Origin of the sequence: Candidatus Accumulibacter meliphilus (assembly GCF_036625345.1) — a bacterium.
Classification (GTDB): domain Bacteria; phylum Pseudomonadota; class Gammaproteobacteria; order Burkholderiales; family Rhodocyclaceae; genus Accumulibacter; species Accumulibacter meliphilus.
Map to the genome: position 1 here is coordinate 193,944 of NZ_JAZKTZ010000001.1, position 17,402 is coordinate 211,345.

Sequence of the window (17,402 nt, forward strand, 5' to 3'; positions counted from 1 at the left end):
GATTCCCGACAGATGATGCTTTCCACGCCAAGCGCGCTCACGGCACGCCTTGCTGCGGGCGGCTGCGTGCTGCTCGCGCTCGTGCTAGCCAACGCGCCGGCTTACGCGCAGGGCCCACTCGCCCCGCCGCTGGGCGCTTCGCTCAGCGGTCTGCTGAGCTATGCCCGCGAGCATAACCCCGAGCTTGGCGTGCGTAAATTTGAGGCCGAAGCGGCACGGGAACGGGTCGAGCCGGCCGCAGCGCTGCCCGATCCGCGCTTTGAGCTCGAACTGATGGACTTCACCAACACCGTGAATTCCGACCGCGCGCCGTCGTTGCTGCCGGGCCAGGTGGGCAATACCCGCTACCGGGTCGTCCAGCCGCTGCCGTTCTGGGGCAAGCGCGAGCTGCGCGGTGAAGTCGCCGAGGCGCTCGCCGAGCAGGTCGAAACCCTGCAAGACGGCACCGCGCTCGAGGTCGAGAACCGCATCAAGACCGCCTACGCCAGGCAGTTCCAGGCCGCGGGCCAGATCCGCATCCTCCGTGAGACCCTGTCACTGCTTGACGCCATCGAGCAGCTGGTGTTGACCCGCTACGGCGTCGGTCTGGTGCCGCAGCAGGACGCCCTGCGCGCCCAGAGTGAACTGACCAGCGTCAAGATCGACCTCGTCGAAGCCGAGCGTCGCAAACGCGACACTGCCGCCAAGCTCAATGCCCTGCTGGCGCGAGACGGCGATGCCCCGCTGGCCGAGCCCGCTCAACTGCCGCCAGCCCCCGCCCGAGTTTCCTACCAGAGTCTGCTCGAACAGATCCGCACACGTTCGCCGGAGGTCTCGCGCGAACGCTTCGGCGTCGTCGCCGCGCAGAAGAGTCGCGAACTGACCTGGTTGAACCGCTATCCGGACTTCGCCGTGGGCCTGACCAACAACCGTCCATACAACGCCTCGGACAACTGGGAAGTGATGGTCGGAGTGACCATTCCGCTGCAGCAGTCGTCCCGCCGCGCCCAGGAGCGCGAGGCAGAACGCCAACTGGACGCGGCGCAGAGCCGCGTGCTGGCCGCTGAAACCCGCCTCGCCGGCCGGCTTGGCGAAACGCTCGCCGCTTTCGAGGCCAGCCGCGACAAGGCCCGTCTGCTGAAGCACACCTTGTTGCCGCAGGCCAGCGCCACTTTCGAAGCGGCCCAATCCGGCTACGAAAGTGGCCGCGTCAACTTCAACACCTTGATCGACGCCGAGCGGCAGATCCTGCGCGCCCGCCTGGCCTTGCTCGACGCCGACGTGGAAACCGCCGTTCGCCTCGCCGAACTCGAATGGCTGACCGGAGAAGCGCTGTGAACCGCAGTCTCAAATTTGCCCTGGCAGTCGCCGTAATCGCCACCATCGCCGCCGCCCTTGGCGCCGGCTACTGGTTCGGCCGGCAGCAGCAGCCGGCCACCGCTACGGGCATGGCCATAGCCGACGCTGCTGGCGGCGAAACGTCCGCATCTCCCGCGCCCGCCGGCAAGAACGAACGCAAAATTCTCTACTACCGCAACCCGATGGGGCTGCCCGATACCTCGCCGGAACCGAAGAAGGATTCCATGGGCATGGATTACATCGCGGTTTACGCGGACGACGAACCCGACGGCAGCGGCGTCGTCAAGGTCAGCCCGGCGCGTATTCAGACACTCGGCGTCAAGACCGCGCGTGCCGAAGAACGCACGCTGGATGCGGCGTTGCGCGCGGTTGGCCGGGTGGAGGTCGACGAGCGCCGGATTCACGACGTCGCGCCACGCTTCGAAGGCTGGATCGAGCGGCTGCAGGTGAGCGCCACCGGTGATCCGGTCAGCAAGGGGCAGGCGCTGTTCTCCGTCTATAGCCCTGAACTGGTCTCCGCCCAGAAGGAATTGCGTATTGCCGAGACGCTCGAGCAGGGCGCCGGGAATGCCGATCCGGCGGCCCGCGAAGGCGCCCGTCGTCTGGCGGCAGCCGCTCGCGAACGGCTGCGCAACTGGAAGGTGGCCGGAGCGGCCGGCTCGCAGAACGCACTCGTCACCTTTTCCTCGCCGGCCACCGGCGTAGTGCTCGAAAAAAAGGCCATCGAAGGGATGCGTTTCATGGCCGGAACGGTCATTTACCGCATCGCCGACCTGTCCACCGTGTGGGTGATCGCCGATGTCTACGAACAGGATCTGGCCCGGGTCAAGCTCGGCGAAGCCGCGCAGGTGATCATCGATGCCTTTCCGGGACATCTCTTCGAAGCAAAGGTCACTTACCTCTATCCGACCCTCAACGCCGCGACACGCACCACGCCGGTCAGGCTTGAACTCAAAAACCACGACGGGATGCTACGTCCAGGCATGTTCGCGCATGTCGAGATCGCCACTGCCGGGAGCGCAGCACGCCTGACCGTGCCGCCATCGGCAGTAATCGATACCGGCGACCGCCAGGTGGTCCTGCTCGTGCTGGGCGAGGGCAAGTACAAACCGCAGCCGGTCAAGCTCGGCCTGCGCGGGCGCGACGCGGTCGAAATCCTCGAAGGCATTCAGGCCGGCGACGAAGTGGTCACCGCCGCCAACTTCCTGATCGACGCGGAAAGCAACCTCAAGGCGGCCTTGTCGACCTTCACCGCACCACAGTCGGCAGAATCGGCCAAAGCGGTGGCGAAACTGTACCAGGCGCAGGGCTCGATTGATTCACTGGACATCGCGTCGAACACCGCGTCGGTTACGCACGAGCCGATTCCAGCACTGCAGTGGCCGGCGATGACCATGGAGTTCGGGCTGGCGAGTCCCGAGGTCGCCAAAGGGGTGCCACCCGGCGCGCCGATGCACTTCGAGTTCGAGGACCGGGGCGACGGCGAGTTCGTGATCACCCGCATCGAGAAGGCCACCGCCAAGCACGAGGGCCACTGAGATGCTCGATCGGCTGATTGAATGGTCGGCGCGCAACGTCTTCCTGGTGTTGCTGGCCACCCTGGCGGTGGTCGCCGGCGGCATCTATGCGGTCAAGAAAACGCCGCTCGACGCCTTGCCGGATCTTTCCGACGTGCAGGTGATCGTGTTCACCCCCTACGCCGGGCAGGCGCCGAAGGTCGTCGAGGATCAGGTGACCTATCCGCTGACCACGGCCATGCTGGCGGTGCCGAAAGCCAAAGTGGTGCGCGGCTTCTCGATGTTCGGCGCCTCCTACGTCTATGTGATCTTCGAAGACGGCACCGACATCTACTGGGCGCGCTCGCGGGTACTGGAATATCTGAGTTCCGTACAGGGCAACCTGCCGCAAGGCGTTTCGCCACAGATCGGGCCCGACGCCACCGGCGTCGGCTGGGTCTTCCAGTATGCGCTGACCGGCAAGGATCAATCGCTGGCCGACTTGCGCAGCGTGCAGGACTGGTACGTCCGCTACCAGCTGACCAAGGCCGGTGGCGTCGCCGAAGTGGCCAGCGTCGGTGGCTTCGTCAAGGAATATCAGGTCATCGTCGACCCGCACCGGCTGGCCAGCTATGGCGTTTCGCTGGCACGTCTGTCGCAGGTGATTCGCGAATCGAACCGCGACGTCGGCGGTCGCGTCGTCGAGCTGGCCGAGAAGGAATACATGGTGCGCGGGCTCGGCTACCTCAAGGGCGTCGGCGACATCGAGACCCTGGTACTGAAGAGCGATGGCGGCACGCCAGTGCTGGTGCGCGACGTCGCCCGCGTCGAGATCGTTCCCGCCGGCCGCCGCGGGATCACCGAACTCAACGGCGAGGGCGAGGTAGTCTCCGGGATCGTCATGGCCCGTTTCGGCCAGAACGCGCTCGACGTGATCGCCAACGTCAAGGCCAAGATCGAGGAGTTGCTGCCGGGCCTGCCGGAGGGAACCGAGGTCGTTCCCGTCTATGACCGTTCGAAGCTGATCGAACGCGCCATCGACAATCTGAAATGGACGCTGCTCGAAGAAAGCCTGATTGTCGGCGCCGTTTGCGTGATCTTCCTGATGCACGTGCGCAGCGCGCTGGTGGCCATTCTGACTCTGCCGATCGGCATCCTGATTGCCTTCATCGCCATGCGTACGATGGGCATGGGTTCGAACATCATGAGTCTGGGCGGTATCGCGATCGCCATCGGGGCGATGGTCGATGCGGCGATCGTGATGATCGAGAACGCCCACAAGCGACTCGAACACCTGCCGGCGAACGCGACCAGACACGATCGCGCGGCGACCATGATCCGCGCCTGCAAGGAGGTCGGGCCGGCGCTCTTCTATTCGCTGCTGATCATCACCGTCTCCTTCCTGCCGGTGTTCACCCTCGAGGGTCAGGAAGGGCGGTTGTTCAGCCCCTTGGCCTTCACCAAGACCTTCGCCATGGCCGGCGCAGCGGTCCTGTCGGTGACGCTGGTGCCGGTGCTGATGATGTTCTTCATTCGCGGGCGGATCATGCCCGAGCAGAAGAATCCGGTGAACCGCTTCCTGATCTGGGTCTACCGACCGATCATTCAGGCGGTGATGCGCCACAAGATCGTCACCCTGCTGCTCGCGGGCGTGGTGATGGCCGTCACCGTCTTTCCGGCCAGTCGCATCGGTTCGGAGTTCATGCCGACGCTCAACGAAGGCTCGCTGTTCTACATGCCGGCGTCGCTGCCGGGGATGTCGGTGACCGAAGCCGCACGCCTGCTGCAGACGACCAACCGGGTGATCAAGACCTTCCCCGAGGTCGAGTCCGTTTACGGCAAGGCCGGTCGCGCCGCCAGCGCCACCGATCCGGCGCCGATCGAGATGTTCGAGACGGTGATCAACCTCAAGCCCGAGAAGGAGTGGCGCGCGGGCATGACCGTCGACAAGCTGATTGCCGAGATGGATGCTGCGCTCAAGTTTCCGGGCCTGGCCAATTCCTGGACGATGCCGATCAAGGCGCGCATCGACATGCTGTCCACCGGCATCCGCACGCCGGTCGGGGTGAAAGTCTTCGGCAAGGAGCTGGCGGTGATCGAAAAGGTCGCGCGCGAGATCGAGCAGGCGGTGAAGGATGTTCCCGGCACTTCGAGCGCCTACGCAGAACGGGTCACCGGCGGTTATTACCTGGACATCACGCCGAAGCGCGAGCAACTGGCGCGCTACGGGATCACCGTTGGCGACTTCCAGCAGGTGATCGCCAGCGCGCTCGGCGGCGCGACCGTGACCACCGCCGTCGAGGGCCTCGAGCGCTACAACATCACCGTGCGCTATCCGCGCGCGCTACGCGACGATCCGCAGCGCATCGCCAACGAGGTCTTCGTGCCGAGCCAGGGGGGAATGATCCCGCTCGGCCAACTGGCGAGCATCGAACTGCGCAACGGCCCGCCGGGCATCAAGACCGAGAATGCCCTGCTCGCCGCCTATGTCTTCGTCGACATCCGCGATCGCGACGTCGGTTCCTACGTCAAGGACGCCCAGAAGGCCGTCGCCGACAAGGTCACTTTCCCGCCCGGCTATTACGCCACCTGGTCGGGGCAGTTTGAGTACATGGAGCGCGCCAAGTCCAAGCTCGCCCTCGTCGTACCGTTGACCCTGGCGATCATCTTCGTGCTGCTGTACCTCAACTTCCGGCGCCTGACCGAGACGCTGATCGTCATGCTGTCAGTGCCGTTCGCGCTGGTCGGTGGTATCTGGCTGATGTGGTGGCTGGGCTACAACATGAGCGTGGCAGTGGCGGTCGGCTTCATCGCACTGGCTGGCGTGGCCGCCGAAACCGGCGTGGTGATGCTCATCTACCTCGACCAGTCGTGGCAGGAAATCACCGCCAAACGCCGTGCCGAAGGGGTTGATCCGAGCGCCGCCGACCTCTACCACGCGATCATGGAAGGCGCCGTCGAACGCGTGCGGCCGAAGATGATGACCGTGGTGGCGATCATGGCCGGCCTGCTGCCGATCATGTGGTCGACCGGCACCGGCTCGGAAGTGATGAGCCGCATCGCCGCACCGATGGTCGGCGGCATGGTTTCGTCGACGGTCCTGACGCTGTGCGTCATCCCGGCGCCGTATGCGCTGGTCAAGCAGTGGCAGTTGCGCCGGCCTCTGGCCAAGCCGCCAGTACTGCCGCTGAACGAAGCTTGATCAGCGAGGTAGTGCGCACTGACAGGCGCAGCGCGGCGCGCAACACGAGCGTTAACGGGGTTCGGGCGCAATATCAGCGAACCGATTTAAGGACTAATCAATCGGCCGCTAATCGCTGCCAAGTACCGAAAAGTCCCGTTGACATTGAAGTTGGCCTCAAGGTCTATCCTGAGATCGTGACGCGCTCACTGCACTTGCAGCGTGCCCAACGTCATCAACGTGAAAGGAGCCTGGAAATGACCGCCCGATCCTGGTCGCCTTGGAACGGGTCGATGACGACATACAGCGCACGTCATGAAGATCGAGCTATTCCACACACCATGTTGCGAACGCTGCGCGATGGCCTTGGTCGATCTACAGGCAGGCGCCGCCACGGTCAGGTTGATATGCGCCAAGGCGTTCTTCGCTTGTCCCTTGTTCAGCCCGATCTGTACTCGCCGGCGCAACTCGACTTTCTGCATCCAGTCGAGCTCAATCACTCTCCTGGCGCCGCGTTAAGGTGCCATCGCGCGTAAATCGCCTTCAGCGCGAAAGGCGGGAGCGCGGTGGTAAGCGCGATCACGATTAGCAGGGCCGCGTACGCTTCGGTGTTCAGGAGGCGGTTGGCTAGGCCCACCTGCGTAAAGATGAGCCCGACCTCGCCGCGCGGCACCATGGCGAGTCCGATTACCGCTTGGCGCATTCGGTTCTCAGGGATGCAATAGCCGGCAAGGCACTTCCCGACGATCGCGATCACCAGTAAAGCCGACGCCAGTTTCCACACGAACGCAGAACCCCAGTCGACTGTGCGCAAGTCCAATGACACACCCACCATGACGAAAAAGACCGGCGTGAACACGCGAATCAGGGGGCGGATCTGGTCCTCCAAATGTTCTGAGAGGTGCGGGGCGGCGTCCATGGCGCGATTGATGGCGGCAGCAAACGGAACGCGCAGATGCTGCGCCACGTGCAGTCGAAAGCGCTGCCCCATGGCGATGCCAACGGCGAATCCACCTAGGATCAGTGGCGCCCCGGCCAGATGCGCCAAGTAGCTGAAGAGCATGATCAGGCAGACCACCATGGTCACGAGTAGTCCGGGCGACGCGCTCCTTCGGTCGTAATGATCGATCACGTCGGCAGAACGAGTATGGTCGATGTCATCTCGCTGACGTCCCCCATACGCTGCATTACGGCATAGCCGAGGGCGCTTACGGCAGGGCCTGCAAGCAGGCCGAGCAGCGTCGCCATCGATGCGCTGGCAACGAGCCGCGCGCGGACAGGACGGTCCGGCACGTTTCCGATCGAAGTGTTTACGACCGGCAATACCGCGCCGCCTGCCACCCCGGCCAGCACGCGCCAGCTGTATGCGCCAGCGAGCACCCAGAAATCACGCCGGGTCATCTCGCGCCCTGGTCGCGGCGGGTGATAACCTCTTCAAGGAAGCGCGGCGCACGGTCAAAGATGGGTCTGGTTGACCAGTCTCACCACCTTCGCCCCCGCCGTGCAAAACCCCTGGGGTTCAACGCCAAGTGCCGCATTGAATTTACTCGACATGTTCTGGAACGCCACGAGCGCGGTCAGCTCGATGATTGCATCATCGTTGAAATGTGCGCGCAGGCGAGCGAAGTGTTTCGCTGTCGTCTGCCGGTCAGACCACGTCATCGCCTCGGCATAGGCGAGCGCAGCTTTTTCTTGCTCAGAGAACTTCGTGCTGTCCTCGTAAACCGGGAGCTCGGCAAGCTTCCCCGAATCCACGCCGCGTTTCAGCACGGTCGCAGAATTGATATCGACGCAGAAGGCACACCAATTGATCTGTGACACTCGCACGGTCACCAGGGATCGCAAGGCGGGCGCCAACGGCGATGCCCGCCGATCGAGCGCGCCATAGAGCGTGGCGAGCGCAGCGAAAACCTTGGGTGTGCGGCCCCACAGCTTTGCCGGCTCGAGCACCGAGCCATAGCGACGGCGCTGGTTGCAGAAGAACAGCCTGACGTACCAGGGAAATGGATGGCCCTTGGATGTGTCAACGAAAGCCATACAGTTTTCTCCAGATGTCGGCCGAGGAAAACTCGAATCATTCCGGCGACATTGATATCGGTAGATTGTGAGACATCGGCTCGACGCCTTGGTGCGACGTGGCGCAATGCCCGGCGATTACTTGCTCACCATCACCTTCCCGGCCATGCCCGCTTCCAGATGACCCGGAACCAGGCAAGCGAAATCGACACTGCCCGGCTGGTCAAATTTCCAGACCAGACCACCGCGCTGGCCCGGTTTCAGGGTGATCATGTTGGGCTCGTCGTGCTGCATGCCGGGCATGTTTCGCATCATCTCGGCGTGCTCCTTGAGCTCTGTCATCGACCCGATCACCATCTCATGCGGTACCTTGCCAGTGTTACGGATGAAGAAGCGAATCGTCTCGCCCGCCTTGACGGTGATCGCGTCCGGAACGAAGCGCATCGAGTCGTTCATTTTGATTTCGACGGTACGTGTGACGTCCGCCGCCTTCCCGGGCGTGCCGACCGCACTCGCTTGTTGATCGCCGTGCATGGCGTGACCGCCCTGGTGATTGCCCGCCGCTGTTGCCAGCGCGGGTAGAGCGCTCAATAGAAGAAGAATGATTGGGGTTTTCATGGTCAATAGTTTCTTTCGTTGTTGTCGTTAATGGCAATGATCGGGAGGGTCAAGAGCCGGTCGTTGTTTTCATCAAAACCAGAAGCGCAGGCCGGCGACCCACAGGGTTTCGCTTCGCGGGTTACCCTCAGCTTTGGCCAGGTCGGCGGTCTGGCCGAACTTTCTGGCCCATTCGACGCCCACATAGGGCGCGAACTGGCGGTTAACCTCGTAGCGCAGGCGCAGGCCGGCCACGGCGTCGGACAGGCCGCTGCCGATTCCGCGGGCCTCGTCACTCTTGCCGTACAGATTGGCTTCGAGGCGCGGTTGGAGCACCAGGCGCTGCGTGAGCAGCAATTCGTACTCGGCGCTCAGGCGCAGTGCCGTGCGCCCTTCTTCGCCGACGTAGCCGGTCAGGTCCAGCTCGAACCAGTAGGGAGCGAGCCCTTGCACGCCGAAGGCGGCCCAGGTCCGGTCGGGTCCTTCGCCTGAATCGAAGCGCACACCGAGCTGCGTGTCCCAGTAGCTGGCGATGGCGTGTCCCCAGAGAATTTCGGTGCGCGCGTCCTCCAGCCTGCCGCCGGCATACTCGCCTTCCGCCTTGAGTACCAGGCGATCGTAGGTGCGGCCGAACCATGCCTGCCCCTCGTAGGAAGTGGCATTGCCATCGCGGCCGTAGGCGCGCTCCAGGCGGTCGAAGAGCACGCTGCCGAAGCTGTGTTCATCGGCGAGGCGCAGGCGCTCCGGTCCCGGGAGTGCATATTTTCCCGTGTCGAGCGTGTAGCCGTCCGAGTAGGCGTTCGGGTCACGGGCGTCGGCGGGCGCGCTGCCGCCCTGCATGTTCATATCACCATGGTCCATGCCCGACATATCACCGGCAGCCGGTGTCGTCGTCTTCTTCATGCTGCCGTCGGCATCGGGCTTGGCGCCAGATTTCATCGCTTCGTGGTTCATTTCGGACATCGGCATCGCCGGTGCCGCGGCGGAACCGGATCCACCGTGCGTTTTCATGTCGCCGTGGTCCATACCGGCCATGCCACTCCCCGCGTCAGGCATGGCGCCAGACCCCATGGTTCCGTGATTCATTCCGGGCATTGGTATGGCTGGTGAGGCGACGGGCGCCGGTGACGGCGCGCCATGATGTCCCGCGTGTTCGTCCGCCGCCGGCGCTGATTGTGCCCATGCGGTGGCTGCGCCCGACAAGGCGAGGCCCAGGGCCAGCGCGCTGAATTGCTGCATCGTCTTCTCCCTTCTGATTGAAGCGCTCATGTCACCACCACCTCGCGGAACATGCCCGCGTCCATGTGGAACAGGAGGTGGCAGTGCCAGGCCCAGCGGCCGAGCGCGTCGGCGGTCACCAGGAAGCTCAAGCGCTGTGCGGGCTGCACTGGAATCGTGTGCCGGCGGGCCTGGAACTGCCCGTCTGGTGTCTCGAGTTCGCTCCACATGCCGTGCAGGTGCATCGGGTGGGTCATCATCGTGTCGTTGTGCAGGATCACCCGCAGGCGTTCGCCGTAGTTGAAATGCACCGGAGTGGATTGGCCGAACTCGAGCCCATCGACTGACCAGGCGTAGCGCTCCATGTTGCCGGTCAGATGCAGCTCGATCTCGCGCTCGGCTCCGCGCGGGTCCATAGGACCGCCGATGGTCGACAAGTCGGCGAGCGTGAGAACCTTGCGACTGTTGTTGCGCAGGCCAATGCCCGGGTCGTCGAGATTGGTACGCGGCATGTCCACGCGCATGTCGGTGCTCGGGCCATACTCGGTGCGGGCGTGGCGAACAATCTGACTGGCCGTCGCCAACCCGCCCATCGCCATGCCGTGCTGGCTGTGATCCATGGCCATTGCACTGTGGTTCATTCCTGCCATGGCGCCATGATCCATACCATCCATGCTGCCAGCGCTCATCCCGCCGCCCATCGCGCCCATCATGTCGGCCATCGTCAGCCACTCAGCAGGGTCGAGTTCGGGCACTGCCGCGCTCACGCCTTCGCGCATGGCCAGCGTCCCGCGGGCATAGCCGGTGCGATCCATCGATTGTGCGAAAATGGTGTAGGCCTCGTCCTTCGGCTCGACGATTGCGTCGTAGGTTTCACCCGGGCCGAAGCGGAACTCGTCCACGCTCACCGGCTCGATATCGACGCCGTCCGCCTGCACTACGGTCATCTTGAGACCCGGGATGCGCACGTCGTAGAAAGTGTTGCCGGCACCATTGACGAAGCGCAGGCGCACCCGCTCGCCGGGGCGGAACAGGCCGGTCCAGTTGCCGGCCGGCGTGGTGCCGTTCATCAGGTAGGTGAGCGTCGCCGCCGACAGGTCGGCCAGGTCAGTCGGACTCATGCGCATTTCGTTCCACATCTTGCGCTTGCCAACCGCCGCCTGCAGGCCCTCGCGCGAGGCATCGCGGAAGAACTCGACCGCCGTCGGCTGCTTGTAGTTGTAGTAGTCACTCTGGCTTTTCAGCTTGGCGAAGACCTGCATCGGGTCCTCGTCGGTCCAGTCGGACAACTGCACCACGAGGTCGCGATCGGCGCGGATCCGTTCGCCATCACGCGGCTCGACGATGATCGTGCCGTACATACCGGTAATCTCCTGCATGCCGGAATGCGAGTGGTACCAGTAGGTGCCGCTCTGCTCGATCTGGAAACGGTAGGTGAAAGTTTCGCCGGGCGCGATACCGGCGAAACTGATACCGGGCACGCCGTCCATCTGATAGGGCAGGATGATTCCATGCCAGTGGATCGACGTCGCCACAGGCAGGCGATTGGTGACCCGGATGGTGACCTCATCGCCCTCGCGCAGGTACAGTGTGGGCGCGGGGATCGAGCCGTTGATGGTTGTCGCCAGGCGTGGCGTACCGGTGAAGTTCACCGCGATTTCGGCGACGACCAGGTCGATGTTCGCCCCCGACAGCACCGGCGCCGTGGCTATCGAGCCCTGGCCGGCAGCCGCCAGCGCACTGCCAGCGAAAGACGACAAGCCCGCCAACACACCGCCGGCTGCGAGCCCTTGAACGAATCGCCGCCGCGGTAGCTGCGGAACGGCGAGCGAAAACGGTAAAACGATTTCTCATCTTTCAATGGTCTCCAAGCGGAAATGGTGTAGCGGTGTAGCGCGGCGGGACGGCTCACTCGGCAGCCGAGAAAACTGCCCGGGAGCGATCGAGGCTGCCTGGAGCTTAGCGAAGCGGTGCTGTCGCGAAGATGAGCACGCCATTACAAGACTGTCAGTTCTTCCCGCCCAGTCAGTCGGCGCTCCCGACGTCACCTCGCAGCCGGGAGCCACCATTGCGTACCTCTGGCTGGTACACGTCGGTTAACAAGACACTGCCGCCGCAAACCGCGGGTGCGAGTTGCAGACGCATCCGGCGCCACCGGAGCAAGGACCGCGGGTGGCCCTATTGAATACCTGCCTTGCGTTGTTCGAGCCGCACATAGGCAGTGATCTGCGCGACGTCGTCGGGGGTCAGGCCGGGAACCGGCGGCATGTCACCGAACTTCCAGTGGTGTGCGCGCGAGCCGTTCTTTACCGCCAGTTGGAAAGCAGCATCGCCATGATGCGAGGGTTCGTAGATTCTGTTCAACATTGGCGGCCCCTTGTCGTTGCCTTGCAGATTGGCCCCGTGACAGGAAGCGCAGCTTTTCTCGAACAGGGCCTTGCCCGCTGCCGGGTTGGGCATCAGCCCGGGGCTCGGCTGCGGCACCTGAATGCTTTGCGCCGCGACGGGCAGGCTGATTGCCGCCGCGACGATCAGCAGCGTGAGCAGACAAAGCTGCAGGCGGGTATTGCGATGGCTATCGGAAATCGTCAGGGATTGATTGAATGACTGCTTCACTTATGCTTTTCGTCCATGGTCGTGATGGCTGCCAGCCCCCGGCGGTGGCGCTGAGCAGCATGAATGTGGTTTTGACTTGGCGTGCGCTTCCGCATTGGCCTGTCGCCAGTCGCGAAAGCTGGCGAGGAGTTGTTTCAGCCAGGTAAGCATGGGTTTTACTTCCCTTGACTGCCATGCATTCCCGGCATCATCGGCATCCCTTGCTGACCCTGCATGCCCATGCCACCCTGGCCGCTGCCCATCGGACAGCCGGCGGCGTCCATGTCTTTCATCATCGCCTGCATGTCGTCCATTTGCGCCGCCATCATCGGCATGCGCGCTGCGCCTTCAGTCTTCTGCATAGTCTGCATACGCGCCTGCATGGTCTGCATTCGGGCCTGCATTTGATCGTGCAGCGGGTTCGCCGGGGTTGCTTTTTCGGCAGCCAGCAAGGCGACCGGTGCGCTCAGCGCAGTGGCCAAGGTGATCATCAGGATCTGGCGGGAAAGGGTTTTCATGGTCATTCCTTTGATTGGTGAGTGGTTCGTCGCTGGCGATGCGTTACCTTTACGAGTATCGGCGATCCATGCCGACGACGACCTGACGCAGGAATGACATTTTTGTCATCTCCGCTCTTGAAGGCCTGCGCGCCTCTTCTACGGCCTTGCCGGGCGTCCTCGTCGGCAACGAGGATCACGTCGGCGTGTCACTCGTCGATTGCTCAATCGAGAACGATCCCAAGGAGCTGCGGAGCTCCTATTTAGCGGAAAGGGTGACGCGCGACTGATGAGCGCGCTGAGCTTCGGGCCAAGTGCTCTTGATATAGGCAAGGCTGGCACGAACGTCTTCCTCCGTGAGAATGTTCGCAACACCCGGCATATCGCTGCTATAGCCCGGCGGAGCGTACCGGCCAGCCTGGAGACCATTGCTGACGATCTCGATCAAGACCTCGTCCGGATGGTGCCACGTATGCCCGCTGGCGTCGTGCGGTGGCGCCGGCAAGCGGCCGTCCGCGCGGCGCACGCGCCACGCCGGTTGCCCTTCCAGATTCGCACCGTGACAGCTCGCGCAGTATTGTGCATAGACGCGCCGCCCCTTTGCCGGCTGGCGAGCGTCATTGGCGTCGATCAGGGGTGTACTGGTACTGCCTTGCCAAGTGGCCCACGCGATCGCGCCAAGGAGAAAGCAGACCTCCCGGAACTTCGACTCAGACGCCCCGCTAACCGCATGATTCAAAGGCGTTATCGTCGTTTTTTGGACGTTCGCCAGGCCGGGAACGGAAAGCGTTTATTGGACAACACGGCCTATAGCCTATTGTAAATACGCAATAAGAAGTGCAATAAGCATAAATCTCATGCTAGAATCGCGTCAGGCAGCGGGGACCTGGGGGTGAGGGGTGACGCAGAGCGAGTTATTGGAACCAGCGGTTAAGCAGGAAGGCCGTTTCGACTTGGGCAGAGGCTATTGTCTGCACCTTCCGCGTGGCCCTCGCAGCCAGGGTGACCTTTATCATCATGGCAGTCTGAGCAAACGGGTGAATCTTGCCGACAAGGCCGAGCGGCGCCTCCTGGTGGTTGAGTTATTACAGAGGAAGCTGAACCAGACGCGCTTGGCCGAGGTGCTCAATCTCAGTCGCCAGACGCTCCACAACTATCGCGAGTGCTATCGGCTATTTGGGGTGACCGGCCTGCTGCATGGCTATAGTCCGAGCCGCAGCGTGAGCGAAGAACGGCAAGGTCGGCTGCATGTTGACAAACGCCGCCCCGGCTCCAAGGCCCGCGAACTCGAAGCTTTGCGGCGTGCCGAGAAGCGGCTGACCGCGGAAGTGACCCAAGAGGAACTCGCGTGGGATGGCGAAGCCGCGGCGCGGTGTGCGCTGGAGGAAGCGCCCCTCGAAGAGGTCGTGCGTGTCGATCAGCCGAGCCGCCAGACAGTCGCGGAGCAGGCCTCACCGGAACAGGTTCCCGCCGCAGTGATCGAGCTTCCCTATGCGGAACACCATGACTGGGAAGCCAGCCGCTATGCCGGCATTTTCCCTGTCTTGCTGGTCCTGATGAGCCAATGGCAGTGGATGCAACGGCTCTCCCAGCTGTTCGGGAACGGTTGGCGCATCTTCCAGGTGTTCGTGCTGATGGCGGTGCGTAACATCCGCTCCATCGAGCAGCTCAAACATGAGCGGCGCGAGGAGGCGGGACGGCTCCTGGGCTTGGGGCGGCTACCCGCTCTCGACACGCTGTGGTCCTGGTTCCATGACGTCGCCGGCAAGTCTCGGGCCGGTGCGCTGCTGAAGGCGTTTTTTGCCGATCAGATCCGCTGCGGCCTGGTCGCCACCCGGCTGTGGTTTACGGACGGTCATCTCTTGCCTTATACCGGACAGGACAAGGTGCATGCGGCCTGGAATACACAGCGGCGGATGCCGATGCCCGGACAGACCAATCTGGTCACTTGTGACGAACAGGGGCGCATCGTCTATTTCGACATTCAGGAGGGCAAGGGAGACCTGCGCGCCCAGATTCTGAGGCTTGGCGAGTATGCGCGACAACAGTCCCTGGGAACCCCGCCGGTACAGGTCTTCGACCGTGAGGGCGATGGGCTGGGCTTTTTCAGCGAACTCGTGCGCCGCCGCACCCCCTTCATCACTTGGGAGAAGAACGCCAATCCTGCGCGGCTCAGGGCCTTGCCGGCCGCAGACTTCACGCACAGCGTGTCGATGAACGGCACGGATTATCGCCTGCTCGAAGAGACCAAGGCGTGCCTCTACCCACCTAAAACCGATCCCGATCCCGATCCCGATCCCGACACCGGCATGGCCGAGCTGGCGCATACGTTCGACCTGCGTCGGGTGGTGTTGTGGAATTTGCGTACCAATCACCGCATCAGCGTGCTCTGCTGGGACGCTGACCTTCAGTGGTCGCCGCAAGAGGTGCTGACCGCGATGCTCAGTCGCTGGGGCGCCTCGGAGAACACTTTCAAACACATCAAGGGGCGTCATCCCTATCATTACCATCCGGGTTTCGGCTTGGCCGAGAGCGACAAACAGGACATCGCCAATCCCCAGATCAAAGGGCTTGCGCAGCAGATTGCGAGCACCCAGGGCCATCTCGCCAAGCTTTACAAGCAACAGGCCAAGACTCAACCCAGCTTCAATCGGGACGGAAGTGAGCGCCACAACAGTCGGCATCGGCGGCTTGCTGCGGCCATCGCCGTGAGCGAAACGCAACTCAAACAACTCCAGGCTGACAAGGCTCGCTTGCCCGAGCGCGTCAATGTCACGGGGCTGTCCGATTACCGCTCCTTCAACGCCATCGATAACGAGGGCAAGAATCTCTTCGACTTCGTCACGAGTTCCGTATGGAACGTGCGCCGCCAGCTTCTCGATTGGCTTGACGACAGCTATGCCAAGGATAGCGATCGGGTGGACCTGCTCTATGCGATTTTCAACTGCCATGGCTGGGTACGCAGTGACGAACACTGGGTGGTCGTTCGCCTGGAGCCGCTACAGCAACCCGCACGCCGTTATGCCCAAGAACAGCTGTGCCGTAAGCTCACTGGTCTCGGCGCCAGGATCCCCGGCGGAAAATGGCTGCGCATCGAGGTCGGCCAGTCTCCGCTATGAGACGGCCTTCGCCGACCTACTGTCCAAAATTAGACCACGTTCGCCGGGGATTCCGGGAGGTCTGGAAAGGCGACACTCGTCGCCAGTAGCTAGTGGAAGCCTTTGGCAGCGGACGCGGTTCGCTTTGTCGGCGGTCCTGAATCGCTTGCTTCGGTCAATGCGTCATGCAGCCGGGGCTCATGTGTTTTGCGCCCTGACAGCGCAGGGCGCGCTCATTCCAGAGGCTTTTCATATAGGCGACCAGGTCCGCGGCGTCGTCCGGGCTCAAGTGCTCCTCGAAGGCCACCATCCGGCTGTTCGGTACCAGACTGCCCATGAGGATGGTGTTCTGCAACTGCTGATCGCCGTTATGCCAGGCGTGCGCGCTATCGTCCAGCGCGGGCGCCAGACCCTGCATGCTCTTGCGGAACTGCGGCGCTTCACCTATTCCGGCGCTGCCATGACAGGCCTGGCAACTGGCAGCGAACAGCTTTTCGCCCCGCTTCTCCGCCGCGCTTTCCGGTCCGCGTGGCCGGTTGATTGCCTGCCAGCTGCGGCCGTCGTCTGCGCTGACGAAGAGTTTTCCGATATGAGTGGCGGCGAACAGTTGATTGCCATTTCGCGCCATCACCAGGATCGCCTGTCCGCCGAAGGCATTGGCCAGCGGCGTCCATGCCAATTCGGGCTCGTGTGCTTTTAGAAGGCCCTGCCCGAACTGAAAACTGTAAAGCGTTCCGTCGGCTTCAGCGCTAAACATGGTCACCGGAATGCGCAACATCGACGCCGGCCGCCAGGAAGCCCCGTCGTCAGTTGAAAAGCGCAAGCCCTCCTCGGTTCCGGCGTACAGACCACTCGACGACGCCGAGATGTTCATCAGCTTGTCAGGTGCGTCGCCGCTACGCGTCCACGTGCGACCGCTGTCTTTGCTGGCATAGAGAGCATCGGCGACGCCATATAAGTGCTTCCCGTCAGTCGGACTTACGGTCAGCAGGGTAAAGCTTTCGGGTCCATTCTGGCTCTGTCGTTGCCAACGCCTGCCCCCGTCATCCGAGTGAAGCAAGCCTCCCGCCGGGCCACTGCCGTACAGGATGTTGGCGTCGGACGGGTCGGCTGCGAGGGCGACGAAACCGCCGTCGCGTTTGACGTGCAAGGTCAGCCGACCGTCCGGCTGCGCAAGGTAGAGGCCTTCTCTGGTTGCCGCCAGAACGCCATTGCTGGCGTTGGATGGCACGAGTGCGAAGATCCGACCCAACTCTTGGGCCGCGACGGCTGCGAGCGGGACGACGAAAAACAAGGCAGCAATGCAGCGCACGGCGGACAAGGTTGATGTCTTCATGGCGGGTCAATCCTTCGATCGTTGAAACGA

15 protein-coding genes are annotated in these 17,402 nt (G+C 63.1%); 4 read left to right on the forward strand and 11 right to left on the reverse strand.

What is annotated here, in order from left to right:
* Positions 1–12 precede the first annotated feature (12 nt).
* The 3 genes from V5B40_RS00925 to V5B40_RS00935 are packed head-to-tail and all read left to right on the forward strand — an operon-like array spanning position 13 to position 6,036.
* Positions 13–1,317 (forward strand): TolC family protein, encoded by a 1,305-nt coding sequence (locus V5B40_RS00925; protein WP_332352694.1) that lies wholly within the window; start codon positions 13–15, stop codon positions 1,315–1,317.
* Positions 1,314–2,876 (forward strand): efflux RND transporter periplasmic adaptor subunit, encoded by a 1,563-nt coding sequence (locus tag V5B40_RS00930; RefSeq protein ID WP_434735803.1) that lies wholly within the window; start codon positions 1,314–1,316, stop codon positions 2,874–2,876. Before V5B40_RS00925 ends, V5B40_RS00930 begins: the two co-directional genes overlap by 4 nt.
* Position 2,877: 1 nt before the next feature.
* Complete coding sequence (locus tag V5B40_RS00935) at positions 2,878–6,036, forward strand: efflux RND transporter permease subunit (protein WP_332352696.1); 3,159 nt, start codon at positions 2,878–2,880, stop codon at positions 6,034–6,036.
* A 185-nt stretch (positions 6,037–6,221) separates the two neighbouring features.
* On the opposite strand, the gene V5B40_RS00940 is transcribed toward V5B40_RS00935, so the two are convergent.
* From V5B40_RS00940 to V5B40_RS00985, 10 genes are all read right to left on the reverse strand, one after another.
* Entirely contained in the window at positions 6,222–6,515 is a 294-nt protein-coding gene (locus tag V5B40_RS00940; RefSeq protein WP_332352698.1) for a hypothetical protein, read from the reverse strand.
* The gene (locus V5B40_RS00945; protein ID WP_434735818.1) at positions 6,512–7,096 is read right to left on the reverse strand and encodes a cation:proton antiporter; all 585 of its coding nucleotides are present in this window, start codon (positions 7,094–7,096) and stop codon (positions 6,512–6,514) included. The genes V5B40_RS00940 and V5B40_RS00945 overlap by 4 nt, the downstream gene beginning before the upstream one ends.
* 47 nt (positions 7,097–7,143) lie before the next feature.
* Complete coding sequence (locus tag V5B40_RS00950; protein WP_332352700.1) at positions 7,144–7,416, reverse strand: hypothetical protein; 273 nt, start codon at positions 7,414–7,416, stop codon at positions 7,144–7,146.
* A gap of 54 nt (positions 7,417–7,470) precedes the next feature.
* Positions 7,471–8,052, reverse strand: coding sequence for a carboxymuconolactone decarboxylase family protein (locus V5B40_RS00955; protein ID WP_291984738.1), 582 nt, complete (start codon positions 8,050–8,052; stop codon positions 7,471–7,473).
* Positions 8,053–8,169: 117 nt separating this feature from the next.
* Entirely contained in the window at positions 8,170–8,649 is a 480-nt protein-coding gene (locus tag V5B40_RS00960; protein ID WP_291984740.1) for a cupredoxin domain-containing protein, read from the reverse strand.
* Between the two features lie 72 nt (positions 8,650–8,721).
* Positions 8,722–9,867, reverse strand: coding sequence for a copper resistance protein B (locus V5B40_RS00965; protein WP_291984742.1), 1,146 nt, complete (start codon positions 9,865–9,867; stop codon positions 8,722–8,724).
* 26 nt (positions 9,868–9,893) lie between these two features.
* Positions 9,894–11,693, reverse strand: a complete 1,800-nt coding sequence (locus V5B40_RS00970) for a copper resistance system multicopper oxidase (protein WP_332353224.1) — start codon at positions 11,691–11,693, stop codon at positions 9,894–9,896.
* Positions 11,694–12,024: 331 nt separating this feature from the next.
* The gene (locus V5B40_RS00975) at positions 12,025–12,462 is read right to left on the reverse strand and encodes a c-type cytochrome (protein ID WP_332352701.1); all 438 of its coding nucleotides are present in this window, start codon (positions 12,460–12,462) and stop codon (positions 12,025–12,027) included.
* A gap of 155 nt (positions 12,463–12,617) precedes the next feature.
* On the reverse strand, positions 12,618–12,959 hold the full coding sequence (locus V5B40_RS00980; RefSeq protein ID WP_332352702.1) for a hypothetical protein: 342 nt from the start codon (positions 12,957–12,959) through the stop codon (positions 12,618–12,620).
* A gap of 238 nt (positions 12,960–13,197) precedes the next feature.
* The gene (locus V5B40_RS00985; RefSeq protein WP_434735804.1) at positions 13,198–13,677 is read right to left on the reverse strand and encodes a c-type cytochrome; all 480 of its coding nucleotides are present in this window, start codon (positions 13,675–13,677) and stop codon (positions 13,198–13,200) included.
* Between the two features lie 298 nt (positions 13,678–13,975).
* Here V5B40_RS00985 and V5B40_RS00990 point away from each other — a divergent pair, with 298 nt between their 5' ends.
* The gene (locus V5B40_RS00990; RefSeq protein WP_332352703.1) at positions 13,976–16,057 is read left to right on the forward strand and encodes a helix-turn-helix domain-containing protein; all 2,082 of its coding nucleotides are present in this window, start codon (positions 13,976–13,978) and stop codon (positions 16,055–16,057) included.
* 154 nt (positions 16,058–16,211) lie between these two features.
* Here V5B40_RS00990 and V5B40_RS00995 read toward each other — a convergent pair whose 3' ends face one another.
* A complete protein-coding gene (locus tag V5B40_RS00995) occupies positions 16,212–17,372 on the reverse strand; it encodes a c-type cytochrome (protein WP_332352704.1) in 1,161 nt (386 codons plus the stop codon).
* Between the last annotated feature and the right edge of the window lie 30 nt (positions 17,373–17,402).